This window comes from Actinomadura madurae, from assembly GCF_900115095.1.
GTDB lineage: Bacteria > Actinomycetota > Actinomycetes > Streptosporangiales > Streptosporangiaceae > Spirillospora > Spirillospora madurae.
On record NZ_FOVH01000003.1, the window covers coordinates 563,411 to 575,170 of the forward strand.

Here is an 11,760-nt window from a genome sequence, read left to right on the forward strand (position 1 = left end):
AACCCCCAGTGTCCGAGGTCATCGACGGTACGACGCTCGAACGGCCGTGCGGCGGTGACGAGCCGCTGCGCCTCATGGCGGTGCACGCCCACCCCGACGACGAGTCGAGCAAGGGCGCGGCCACGATGGCGCGGTACGTCGCCGACGGCGTCGAGGTCCTCGTCGTCACCTGCACCGGCGGCGAGCGCGGCGACATCCTGAACCCGGCGATGGACCGTCCCGAGGTGAAGGCCGACATCGGCAAGGTCCGCGAGGCCGAGATGGCGAAGGCCCGCGAGATCCTCGGCGTCGGGCAGCGCTGGCTCGGCTTCGTCGACTCCGGCTTCCCCGAGGGCGACCCCCCGCCGCCGCTGCCCGAGGGCTGCTTCGCGCTGGAGCCGCTGGAGAAGGCCTCCGAGCCGCTGGTGCGCGCCGTCCGCGACTTCCGCCCGCACGTGATGCTCACCTATGACGAGAAGGGCGGCTACCCGCACCCCGACCACGTCAAGTGCCACGAGGTGTCGGTGGAGGCGTTCGAGGCCGCCGGCGACCCGGAGCGCTACCCGGGTACGGGCGACCCCTGGCAGCCGCTGAAGCTCTACTACCACATGACCTTCAGCAAGGACCGCATCCTCGCCCTGCACAACGCCATGGAGAAGGCCGGCCTGGAGTCGCCCTACGGCGAGTGGATGAAGCGCTTCGAGGACGAGGCCCCGAAGTGGGAGGTCACCACCCGCGTCCCCTGCGCCGACCACTTCGAGACCAGGGACCGCGCCCTGCTCGCCCACGCCACCCAGATCGACCCGAACGGCTTCTGGTTCGTCGTCCCGCTGGACCTCCAGCGCGAGGCATGGCCGACCGAGGACTACCATTTGGCCAGGTCCCTGGTCGACACCGAGCTGCCGGAGGACGACCTGTTCGCCGGCATCCGGGAGAAGGTGTGTCTGTGATGCCTCCCCTCGCCGCCATACCGCTGAACGACGACACGGTCAGCCCCGGCGTCCTCGGCTTCGTGGTCTTCCTCGCCCTGCTGGCCGCCACGGTCTTCCTGATCCGCTCGATGACCAAGCAGATGAAGAAGATCCAGGCGCCCCGCGAGGAGGACCTGAAGCAGCAGGAGTGGGAGCGCGCCGAGGCGGAGAAGGCGGCCGGGGCCGGCACCGCCGCGAAGACGTCCGACGACGACGCCTGAGCCCGGCCGCCCGGTTGGACCCGGCCGCGCCCGGGGAGGACCCTCGACGTGCCCGAGAACACCGAACCCGAGGACGCCGGACCCCGCCGCGCCCTCGACGAGCGTCTCGCCGCGACCGCGGCCGGGGAGGGCGAGCCGGAGGCCGAGGGCCTGGCCCTGCTCGACCGCGAGCGCTGGGCCGAGGCGGCCGAGGTCCTGGAGGAGGCCCTCGGCCGCGCCGAACGCGGTGCCGAACGCGGTGCCGAAGGCGGTGCCGAAGGCGGTGCCGAACGAGGGCGCGACCGGCACGCCGTCCTGCGCGCCCGTCTCGACCTCGCCCGCGCGCTGACCGGGACCGGCGACCTCGACCGCGCGATCGGCCTGCTCGGCCCGCTGCCGGACGAGTTCGCCGCCCTGCCCGAGCCCGACGAGGGCTCCCGCGCCCGCGCGCTGTCGAGCCTCGGCACGGCCTACCTGCGCGCCCGCCGTCCCGTCGCGGCGACCAACTTCTTCGGCCAGGCCCTGGAGATCTACCGCCGGCTCGGCGCCGTCGACCGGCAGGCCGCCATGTTCGCCCACATCGCCGAGGCCGCCCGCCTCCGCGGCGACGACGCGGCGGAGAGGGCGGCCCGCGCCCGCGCCGCAGAACTCCAGGAGGCGCTCCCGGCGGAGTGACCCGGCCGGGGTCAGGCCTTGCGGTGGTCCCAGCTGACGACCCGGTCGGGGTCCATGAGGATGAGGACGCGCTTGGCGATGGCCTGCTCGATGCCCTCGGCGATCACCGGGTCGATCGGCTCGCCCAGTGCCGGGACGGGCAGGCCCGCCATGCGGGACCCGACGACCATGCCGACCTTGCTGCGCGGCTCCGGGTCCTCGACGACGAGGCCGCGGCCGTACAGGGCGACGCCGCGCAGCTCGTTGTACTCGACGCCGTCCTCGACCAGGCACGTCATGGTCGGGTTCCGGCGCAGGTTCAGCACCTTCTGGGAGGCCTTGTAGGTGGTGAAGGCGATCTTGCCTTCGTAGAGCGTGTAGAACATCGTCACCAGGTGCGGCGCGCCGTCCTTGCCGACGGTGGCGACCTGCACCTTGTAGTTCTCGGCGAGGTAGGACGCCACCTCGTCCGGCGTCATCTTGATCTTGTCGCGCTTGTTCCCGGCCAACGGAGCCTCCCAGAGTCGCCTGTACCGTGCACACGATAACCAAGCACTTGCCCGACCGCGCGACCGGCACCATGGACGGATGTCGGCTCGCGATCTGATCGTCCTCGGCTCCGCCAGCGCGGTCCCCACGAAGTCCCGCAACCACAACGGCTACCTGCTGCGCTGGGACGGCCACGGCGTCCTGTTCGACCCCGGCGAGGGGACGCAGCGGCAGATGACGTACGCCGGCGTGGCGGCGAGCGACGTGACGTGGATCTGCGTGACGCACTTCCACGGCGACCACTGCCTCGGCGTCCCCGGGATCGTCCAGCGCATCGCCCGCGACGGCGTCGAGCATCCGGTGGACGCGGCCTTCCCGGCGAGCGGACGGGACTACTGGGACCGGCTGCGGCACGCCGCCGCCTTCCGGGAGACCGACGTGATCCGCGACCGTCCCGTGTCCGGCGAGCGGATGCCGCTCGACACCGGCGACGCCCCCTTCACGCTGGTCGCGCGGCGGCTCTCCCACCCGGTCGAGGCGTACGGGTACCGGCTGGAGGAACCGGACGGCGTCACGATGCTGCCCGCCGAGCTCGCCGCGCGCGGGGTGCGGGGCCCGCTCGTCCGCCGCCTCCAGAAGGACGGGCGGGTCACCGCTCCCGACGGCCGCACGGTCACGCTGGACGAGTGCAGCGTGGCCCGCCCCGGGCAGAAGGTCGCGTTCGTCATGGACACCCGGCTCTGCGACGGCGTCCGCGAACTCGCCGACGGGGTGGACATGCTCGTCATCGAGTCCACCTTCCTGCACGAGGACGTCGCCCTGGCCACCGAGTACGGGCACCTCACCGCCGCGCAGGCAGGGGCGGTGGCGGCGGAGGCGGGCGTCCGGCACCTGGTCCTGACGCATTTCTCGGAGCGCTACCGCGGCGAGGACGAGCACCGGTTCCTGGAGGAGGCGTCCGCCGCCTTCACCGGCGAGGTCACCCTGGTCCACGATCTCGACCGGATCCCGATGCCGCCGCGCCGTCTGACCTGACGCGTACGGGGCAGTACTCCTTCCATGGCTGACGAAGTCGATGTCGTGGTGATCGGTCTGGGGCCTGGGGGAGAGGACGCCGCGGGGAGGCTCGCCGAGGCGGGCCTCTCGGTCGTCGGGGTGGAGTCCCGCCTGGTGGGCGGCGAATGCCCCTACTACGCGTGCGTCCCCACCAAGATGATGGTGCGCGCCGCCGGGCTGCTCGCCGAGGGCCACCGCGTCCCCGGGATGGCGGGCGAGGCGACGCTGCGGCCGGAGTGGGCACCGGTCGCCGCCCGGATCCGCGACGAGGCGACCGACTCCTGGGACGACAAGGTCGCCGTCGACCGCCTCACCGGCAAGGGCGTGCGGGTCGTGCACGGCCGGGGCCGCCTCACCGCCTCGGACGAGGTCGCGGTGAACGGCCAGGTCTTCCGCGCCCGCAAGGGAATCGTCCTCAACACCGGCACGTCCCCCTCGGCGCCGCCCATCGACGGGCTGGCCGGCACCCCGTTCTGGACGAACCGCGAGGCCGTCCAGGCCACCGAGGCCCCGGCGTCGCTCCTCGTCCTCGGCGGAGGCGTCGTCGGCGTGGAGATGGCCCAGGTCTTCTCCCGGTTCGACAGCCGCGTCACGGTGGTCGAGGCCGCCGACCGGCTCCTGCTCAACGAGGAACCCGAGGCGGGCGCGCTGCTGCGCGACGTCTTCGAGCGCGAGGGCATCGGCGTCCGCACCGGCGTGGACGTCACCCGCGTCGCCCACGACGGCGACGAGTTCACCCTGCACCTCGGCGACGAGACGCTCACCGCCGAGCGGCTCCTCGTCGCGACCGGCCGTCGTCCCAACCTGAAGGACCTCGGGCTGGAGCACGCCGGCCTGGACGAGAACGCCCGGCAGATCTCCGTGGACGGCCACCTGCGCGCCGCCGACGGCCTGTGGGCGATCGGCGACATCACCGGCATGGGCGCCTTCACCCATGTCTCGATGTACCAGGCGGCCATCGCCGTCCGCGACATCCTCGGCGAGGAGGGCTCCCCGGCCGCCTACCGCGCCGTCCCCCACGTCGCCTTCACCGATCCGGAGATCGGCTCCGTCGGCCTGACCGAGGCGCAGGCGCGCGACCAGAACCTGCCCGTCCGCACGGCCGTCGCGCCGATCGCCGAATCCGCCCGCGGCTGGATCCACCAGGCCGGCAACGACGGCTTCGTGAAGCTGGTGGAGAACGCCGAATGGGGCACCCTGGCCGGCGCGACCGCCGCCGGCCCGGCCGGCGGGGAGATCCTCGGCTTCCTCGCCGTGGCCGTGCACGCCGAGATCCCCACCGCCACCCTCCGCGAGATGATCTACGCCTACCCCACCTTCCACCGCACCATCGAGACGGCCCTCGCCGGTCTCGCCGGGACGGGCCGCGCGGGAGAGTGAGGCGGCCGCCGGATCGGGCAGGATCGGGGGCATGAACCGGCTCAAGGACGCGACCAGCCCGTACCTGCTCCAGCACGCCGGCAACCCGGTGGACTGGTGGGAGTGGAGCGACGAGGCGTTCGCCGAGGCGCGACGGCGAGACGTCCCGGTCCTCCTGTCCGTCGGATACGCCGCCTGCCACTGGTGCCACGTGATGGCGCACGAGTCGTTCGAGGACGGCGAGACGGCGCGGGTCATGAACGAGTTGTTCGTGAACATCAAGGTGGACCGGGAGGAACGCCCGGACATCGACGCCGTCTACATGGAGGCGACCCAGGCCATGACGGGCCAGGGCGGGTGGCCGATGACGGTGTTCATGACTCCGGAGGGGCATCCGTTCTACTGCGGCACGTACTTCCCGCGCGTGCAGTTCCGGGCGCTGCTGCAGGCCGTCCACAAGGCGTGGGCGGAGCAGCGCGACGAGGTCGTCGGGCAAGGTCAGCAGGTCGTCACGGCCCTGGCGTCGCGCGGTGGCGGGCCGGTCGGTGCCGAGGCGCCCGGTGAGGGGGTGCTCGCGCACGCGGTGAAGGCGCTCGGCGCCTCGTACGACGCGGTTCGGGGCGGGTTCGGGGGCGCGCCCAAGTTCCCGCCGTCGATGGCGCTCGAATTCCTGCTGCGGCACCATGCGCGGACGGGTGACGACGAGGCGCTCGCCATGGCGTCGCACACCCTGGAGGCGATGGCCCGGGGCGGCATGTACGACCAGCTCGGCGGAGGGTTCGCGCGCTATTCGGTCGACGCGAAGTGGGTCGTCCCGCACTTCGAGAAGATGCTCTACGACAACGCGCTGCTGGCGCGGGTGTACGCGCACTGGTGGCGGCTCACCGGGACGCCGTTCGCGCGGCGGGTCGCGCTGGAGACGTGCGACTGGATGCTGCGCGACCTGCGGACCGACCAGGGCGGCCTCGCCTCGGCGCTGGACGCCGACAGCGAGGGCGTCGAAGGTAAGTACTACGTGTGGACCCCCGCGCAGTTGCGCGAGGTGCTCGGCGATGAGGACGGCGCGTTCGCGGAGAGCCTGTTCGAGGTGACGGGGACGTTCGAGCACGGGTCGTCCGTCCTGCAGCTCCTGAACGACCCGGAAGACGCCGAACGGTACGAGCGAGTGCGGACGGCATTGCTGTCGGCGCGCGCGCACAGGATTCCTCCGGCGCGCGATGACAAGGTGGTGGCGGCCTGGAACGGGCTCGCCATCGCGGCCCTCGCCGAGTGCGGCGCCTTGCTCGACCGGCCGGATCTGGTCCGGGCGGCCGAGGAGGTCGCGCGGCTGCTCGTGGACGTCCATGTGCGCGACGGCCGGCTGGTCCGGACGTCCAAGGACGGGACGGCCGGCGCGAACGCCGGCGTCCTTGAGGACTACGCGGACGTGGCCGAGGGGCTCCTGGCCCTGCACGCGGTCACCGGCGATCCGCGGCATGTGCGGCTGGCCGGAGAGCTGCTGGACACCGTCCTCGAACGGTTCGGGGACGGCGAAGGCGGGTTCTACGACACCGCCGACGACGCGGAGCGGCTGTTCCGGCGCCCGCAGGACCCGACCGACAACGCGACGCCCTCGGGCCAGTTCGCGGCGGCCGGCGCGCTGCTGTCGTTCGCCGCGCTGACCGGGTCCGACCGGCACCGGGAGGCCGCGCGGGCGGCGCTCTGGCCGGCCGGGGCGCTCGCGGACCGGCACGCGCGGTTCGCGGGCTGGGGCCTGGCGGTGGCCGAGGCGTCCGCGACCGGTCCGGTGGAGATCGCCGTGATCGGGGATCCGGACGACGAGCGCACCCGGGCGCTGCACCGGACGGCGCTCATGGCGTCCGTGCCCGGGGCGGTGGTGAGCACGGGCCCGCCGGACGCCGGCGGCGTCCCGCTGCTGGAGGGGCGCGGGCTGGTGGACGACCGGCCCGCCGCCTACGTCTGCCGCGATTTCACCTGCCGGCTGCCGGTGACGACCCCGGCCGATCTGACCCGCGAACTACGTGGGCAATTGGACTGACGGTCCACTTTGTGGCAGCGTGACCTTGATCTCATGCCCGCTTGCTGTTACTACTGAGTAGCTGGAACAGAGCTGACCCGATGCGGCGTGGCGGACGAGGATGCGGGACGGCGCGTCGGGTATCTGGACGGTGGCCGGACATCTGAGTCATAGTCGTGTCCCGGGAGCCCGGCCGACGGGCGGGCGCGGGGCGACGATCGAGGGAGTGTGGCAGTGGGGAAGCCGAACCGCCGGGTCCTTCCGACGATCATCGGTGTCACCGTGCTGACGACCCTCGCCGCGAACGTCGCCGTCCTCGTCGCGCGGGACGATCCCGCCGAGGCCCGGCGCGGCGAGCAGCGCGCCCGCTTCGTGGCCGCGTCCGGCAACAGCGCCCTGTCGCCCTCCGCCGTCGCGCCGCTGGGCAAGCGGCTGACCCCGCACGTCCTCGTGGCCGCGCCGTCCACGCTGCCCGCGAGCTTCGTCCAGAAGGTCCGGGGCGCCAAGGGCGTGCAGGGCGCCGAGGTCGTGGACGCCGTGCAGGGCATGGTCGCCGGCAAGCGGGTCGGGCTGATGGGCGTCGACCCGTCCACGTTCCGCAACTACACGCCGAAGCCGACCGCCAAGTCGGACGCCCTCTGGCGCAACGTGGCGTCCGGCGACGTCGCGATCTCCTTCACGATGGGCAACGACGGCGGCGTCAAGCTCGGCAGCCAGGTGCCCGTCGGCGGCCGGCAGAACCAGTCGCAGCTGCGCGTCGGCGCGTACGCCACGATGGGCATCAGCGACGTCGACGCGGTCATCTCGCACACCACCGCGCAGGCCCTCGGGATGCCGACCGGCAACGCGATGCTGATCAGCGTCCCGAAGGCCGAGCCGAAGGCGTTCATCAAGAAGCTCCGCAAGGTGATGCCGAAGCAGGCCAAGGCGGTCGCGGTCAACCCGGAGATCGACTTCCCGAAGTCGGGGGAGGTGCCGGCCTCCAACGGGCAGGTCATGACGGCGAGCCAGGTGCGGACGGTCATCCAGGCCGCCCACACGCGGCTCGGCTGGCCGTACGTGTGGGGCGGCGAGTCCGAGGCGGAGGGCGGGTACGACTGCTCCGGCCTCATGCAGTACGCGTTCGCGAAGGCGGGCATCCGGCTCCCGCGCGTCGCCGCCGACCAGGCCCGCGCCGGCTGGGTCATCCCGTACTCCAAGGCCGAGCCGGGCGACATGCTCATCTGGGCCAACGACCCGACCGCGCCCGGCTACATCTCCCACATCGCCCTCTACCTGGGCAAGGGCAAGATGCTGGCGGCGCCGAGGACGGGGACCGTGGTGCAGGTCCAGAACGTCTACACCCGCAACATGCGCGGCGCCGTCCGGGTGAGCCCGAAGATGGCCGCCGCCCTCACGCGCTGACCCGCCGCGCCCGGCCGGCGCCGGGGACCCGAATCGCGCTCGGCGAGGCCCGGCGGCCTGCGCACCGGCCTTGATCATTCCTTTTCCCGGTCCCGCGATGCTGGCGCCGCGGCGCGATGCGTTGTAATTTTGATTACATGACTACGAGCGAAGCGGCGGAGCGGCTCCGCGGCTGGTTCGCCGGGCGGCTCCCGGAGGACTGGTTCGAGGACGCGCCCGAGATCGTCCTCGACCGCGAGGAGGTCAGCGTCATCGGCCGGCTGCCCGTCCCGGCGGCGGCCGAGGGGGTGTCGGACGCCGAGCGCGCCGGCGTGATCGCCGGGCACGTCCAGCGCTTCCGGGACGAGACCCGCGACCGGCGCATCGGCATCGCCCGCGAGGCCGAGCAGCGCTTCGGCCACAAGGTCTCCTGGGGCGTCGAGTGCGGCGGCGAGCGGGAGATGTTCACCACCCTGTCGGTGCCGGTGATGACGCGGCTGCGGCAGCCGGAGCGCCGGGTCCTGGACACGCTCGTGGAGGCCGGGGTCGCGCGCAGCCGCAGCGACGCGCTCGCCTGGTGCGTCCGGCTCGTCGGCAAGAACACCGACGAGTGGCTGGCGGAGCTGCGCAGCGCCCTGCGGCACGTCGAGCGCGCCCGCGCCGCCGGCCCGCAGGCCTGACCGGGCCGGAGCGACCGGAGCGGGCCATCCACCGGGCCCGCGCCGCGGTCGCGCGTTAATCTCGAATACGGAAACGGTGGGAGAAGTGTCGCCGCCGGGCCATAATTGAGCGTCTTTTCCAAAAGCGGACGGTCGCTCGAAGGGAAGCCCACATGGGGGTTCGGCGTACGGGAGAGCCGCGCACCAGGACGGCGCGCGGCGCGCGGAGGGACGGCGTGCGCCGGCGCCCCGCCGAGGGCGCCCGGCTGCTCGACGCCGTCCGCCGCAGCGGCCCGTACGCGGCCGTCCGCGACGCCGTCTACCGGCTGTACGAGCGCCGCGTCGAGGCCGACCTGCCGACCGACGTCACCCCCCGGCACGTCGGCGTGATCCTGGACGGCAACCGGCGCTGGGCGCGGTCGATGGGCCTCGCCGACGTCAACACCGGCCACCAGCGCGGCGCCCAGAAGATCTCCGAGCTGCTCCAGTGGAGCGCGGAGGCCGGCGTCGAGCACGTAACGCTCTGGCTGCTGTCCACCGACAACCTGAACCGCCCCGCCGCGGAGCTGGACCCGCTGCTGACGATCATCGAGAACACCGTCCGCAAGCTCGCCGCCGACGGCTGGCACGTCAAGCCCGTCGGCGCCCTCGACCTGCTGCCCGACAAGACCGCCCGCGTCCTGAAAGATGCCGGTGAGGCCACATCCGACGCACCCGGCCTGATTGTGAACGTCGCGGTTGGGTATGGAGGTAGGCGTGAGATCGCTGATGCGGTGCGCTCTCTGCTCATCGAGCAGGCGAGCCGTGGCACCAGCATCGAGGAACTCGCCGAGGTCCTCGACGTGGAGCACATCGCGGAGCATCTCTACACGCGCGGCCAGCCGGACCCGGACCTGGTCATCCGCACCTCGGGGGAGCAGCGTCTCTCCGGCTTCATGCTCTGGCAGAGCGCCCACTCGGAGTTCTACTTCTGCGAGGTCCACTGGCCGGACTTCCGCAAGGTCGACTTCCTCCGGGCCATGCGCTCCTACGCCGCGCGGCACCGGCGCTACGGTACCTGACCGTCCTCCGCGGACCACCGCCCCTGCGGCGGACCTGCGCGCCACCGGCAGTTCCCCCATGATCAGGGAGATCGAGTGGCCACAACCTCCGCGCGCCGTCCCGGCCCGTCCGGGAACACCGCTGGAACGCCCCTCGCGGGCGGTTCCGAAGGGAGGCGCACGTACGTCCTCGACACCAGCGTCCTGCTCGCCGACCCGGGGGCGATGACCCGGTTCGCCGAGCACGAGGTCGTACTCCCCATCGTCGTCATCTCCGAGCTGGAGGCCAAGCGGCACCACCCCGAGCTCGGGTACTTCGCCCGGCAGGCCCTGCGCACGCTGGACGACCTGCGCCTGCGCCACGGCCGGCTGGACGAGCCCGTGGCGGTCGAGGGGCCGGTCGGCGACCAGGGCGGGACGGTGCGGGTCGAGCTGAACCACTCCGACCCGAGCGTCCTGCCGGACGGGTTCCGGCTCGGCGACAACGACACCCGGATCCTGTCGGTGGCGGCGTGGCTGGCCCGCGAGGGGCGTGACGTGGTCCTGGTCTCCAAGGACCTGCCGATGCGGGTGAAGGCGTCCGCGGTGGGGCTCGCCGCCGAGGAGTACCGCGCCGAGCTGGCCGTGGTGGAGTCCGGCTGGACCGGCATGCGCGAGCTGGAGGTCCCGGGCGGGGCGCTGGAGGAGCTGTACGAGGCGGGGACCGCGGACCTGGAGGAGGCGCGCGACCTGCCGTGCCACACGGGCCTGCGGCTGCTGTCGGAGCGCGGGTCGGCCCTCGGCCGCGTCCAGCCCGACAAGTCGGTGAAGCTGGTGCGGGGCGACCGCGAGGTGTTCGGGCTGCGCGGCCGGTCCGCGGAGCAGCGGATCGCGCTCGACCTGCTGATGGACGAGGACGTCGGCATCGTCTCGCTGGGCGGCCGGGCCGGCACCGGGAAGTCGGCGCTCGCCCTCTGCGCGGGCCTTGAGGCCGTGCTGGAGCGCCGCCAGCACCGCAAGGTCGTGGTGTTCCGCCCCCTGTACGCGGTCGGCGGCCAGGACCTCGGATACCTGCCGGGGTCGGAGAACGAGAAGATGTCGCCGTGGGCGCAGGCCGTCTACGACACCCTGTCGGCGGTGACCACCCCGGAGGTCATCGACGAGGTCGTGGACCGTGACATGCTGGAGGTCCTGCCGCTCACGCACATCCGGGGGCGGTCGCTGCACGACGCGTTCGTGATCGTCGACGAGGCGCAGTCGCTGGAGCGGGGCGTGCTGCTGACCGTCCTGTCGCGGATCGGCGCCGGATCGCGGGTCGTGCTGACGCACGACGTGGCGCAGCGCGACAACCTGCGGGTCGGGCGGCACGACGGCGTCGCGGCGGTGGTGGAGCGGCTGAAGGGCCACCCGCTGTTCGCGCACGTCACGCTGACCAGGTCGGAGCGGTCGCCGATCGCCGCCCTGGTCACCGACATGCTGGGCGACGTCGGCTGAGCGACGTCCGGAGCGGAGCTCCGGCGGAGCGGAGGACGGCGCTCAGCCCTTCGGGGGGTGTGGGGGTCCGCCCCCACAGGGAGCAGGCCTCTGAGGACGGCGCGGGAACCCTGGCGGCCCTCGGACGGGCCGCCGGGGTTCCGCGTCTCGGGACAACGGGTGAGATCTCCTACGGAGCGTGATCATTAAACCCCGTACCGTAGAGTTGTGATGAACGTCACACCCCAGGGTTGAATGTCCGGGATCCCCTGGTCCGCTTGCGGTTTCGGTGATCAGAGGGACGGGTTGACAACCGTCCCACGAGCCGCATTCATCTCGTTTCGGTTGCGGAGCCTCCCTCGGCCTCGGGCATTGTGTCTCCCCGTAAGCACCCCCGAACGGTGCCCGGCCGGAGCGCGGCCCCCCTGAACCACCGCGCGACGGGCACGGCACCGGTCCGGCCCGGGGGCCGCCCGGCCTCCCGGCGGCCTGGAGGGCCGA

11 protein-coding genes are annotated in these 11,760 nt (G+C 72.8%); 10 read left to right on the plus strand and 1 reads right to left on the minus strand.

The window, feature by feature from the left end; genetic code table 11:
- The first annotated feature begins 74 nt into the window (after window positions 1–74).
- From mca to BM339_RS12025, 3 genes are read left to right on the plus strand one after another with little or no spacing between them, the layout of a single operon-like run.
- Window positions 75–929 (plus strand): mycothiol conjugate amidase Mca, encoded by an 855-nt coding sequence (mca, locus tag BM339_RS12015; RefSeq protein ID WP_033332981.1) that lies wholly within the window; start codon window positions 75–77, stop codon window positions 927–929.
- Window positions 929–1,171 (plus strand): hypothetical protein, encoded by a 243-nt coding sequence (locus tag BM339_RS12020; RefSeq protein WP_021596929.1) that lies wholly within the window; start codon window positions 929–931, stop codon window positions 1,169–1,171. Before mca ends, BM339_RS12020 begins: the two co-directional genes overlap by 1 nt.
- 48 nt (window positions 1,172–1,219) lie before the next feature.
- Window positions 1,220–1,825 (plus strand): tetratricopeptide repeat protein, encoded by a 606-nt coding sequence (locus BM339_RS12025; RefSeq protein ID WP_075020867.1) that lies wholly within the window; start codon window positions 1,220–1,222, stop codon window positions 1,823–1,825.
- 11 nt (window positions 1,826–1,836) lie between these two features.
- On the opposite strand, the gene BM339_RS12030 is transcribed toward BM339_RS12025, so the two are convergent.
- On the minus strand, window positions 1,837–2,313 hold the full coding sequence (locus BM339_RS12030) for a pyridoxamine 5'-phosphate oxidase family protein (protein ID WP_143118374.1): 477 nt from the start codon (window positions 2,311–2,313) through the stop codon (window positions 1,837–1,839).
- 79 nt (window positions 2,314–2,392) lie between these two features.
- Between BM339_RS12030 and BM339_RS12035 the strand changes: the two genes are divergently transcribed.
- The 7 genes from BM339_RS12035 to BM339_RS12065 all read left to right on the plus strand — a co-directional run bounded on the left by BM339_RS12035 (window position 2,393) and on the right by BM339_RS12065 (window position 11,280).
- A complete protein-coding gene (locus BM339_RS12035) occupies window positions 2,393–3,328 on the plus strand; it encodes a ribonuclease Z (protein ID WP_075020868.1) in 936 nt (311 codons plus the stop codon).
- Between the two features lie 24 nt (window positions 3,329–3,352).
- The gene (locus BM339_RS12040; protein ID WP_075020869.1) at window positions 3,353–4,729 is read left to right on the plus strand and encodes a dihydrolipoyl dehydrogenase family protein; all 1,377 of its coding nucleotides are present in this window, start codon (window positions 3,353–3,355) and stop codon (window positions 4,727–4,729) included.
- Window positions 4,730–4,760: 31 nt separating this feature from the next.
- Window positions 4,761–6,746 carry a thioredoxin domain-containing protein gene (locus BM339_RS12045; RefSeq protein WP_021596924.1) on the plus strand — a complete coding sequence of 662 codons (1,986 nt, stop codon included), beginning with the start codon at window positions 4,761–4,763 and terminating at the stop codon, window positions 6,744–6,746.
- 213 nt (window positions 6,747–6,959) lie between these two features.
- Window positions 6,960–8,129, plus strand: coding sequence for a C40 family peptidase (locus BM339_RS12050; protein ID WP_021596923.1), 1,170 nt, complete (start codon window positions 6,960–6,962; stop codon window positions 8,127–8,129).
- Window positions 8,130–8,266: 137 nt separating this feature from the next.
- Window positions 8,267–8,788: a hypothetical protein gene (locus tag BM339_RS12055; protein WP_021596922.1), complete on the plus strand. Its 522-nt coding sequence runs from the start codon at window positions 8,267–8,269 to the stop codon at window positions 8,786–8,788.
- Between the two features lie 152 nt (window positions 8,789–8,940).
- The gene (locus tag BM339_RS12060; RefSeq protein ID WP_081842795.1) at window positions 8,941–9,828 is read left to right on the plus strand and encodes an isoprenyl transferase; all 888 of its coding nucleotides are present in this window, start codon (window positions 8,941–8,943) and stop codon (window positions 9,826–9,828) included.
- Between the two features lie 75 nt (window positions 9,829–9,903).
- Window positions 9,904–11,280, plus strand: a complete 1,377-nt coding sequence (locus tag BM339_RS12065; RefSeq protein ID WP_021596920.1) for a PhoH family protein — start codon at window positions 9,904–9,906, stop codon at window positions 11,278–11,280.
- Window positions 11,281–11,760: the final 480 nt, after the last annotated feature.

Coding starts and splice junctions, on each gene's coding strand:
- mca (WP_033332981.1), top strand. CDS start 75: ATGGCGGTGCACGCCCACCCCGACGACGAGTCGAGCAAGGGCGCGGCC.
- BM339_RS12060 (WP_081842795.1), top strand. CDS start 8,941: ATGGGGGTTCGGCGTACGGGAGAGCCGCGCACCAGGACGGCGCGCGGC.
- BM339_RS12035 (WP_075020868.1), top strand. CDS start 2,393: ATGTCGGCTCGCGATCTGATCGTCCTCGGCTCCGCCAGCGCGGTCCCC.
- BM339_RS12040 (WP_075020869.1), top strand. CDS start 3,353: ATGGCTGACGAAGTCGATGTCGTGGTGATCGGTCTGGGGCCTGGGGGA.
- BM339_RS12020 (WP_021596929.1), top strand. CDS start 929: ATGCCTCCCCTCGCCGCCATACCGCTGAACGACGACACGGTCAGCCCC.
- BM339_RS12045 (WP_021596924.1), top strand. CDS start 4,761: ATGAACCGGCTCAAGGACGCGACCAGCCCGTACCTGCTCCAGCACGCC.
- BM339_RS12055 (WP_021596922.1), top strand. CDS start 8,267: ATGACTACGAGCGAAGCGGCGGAGCGGCTCCGCGGCTGGTTCGCCGGG.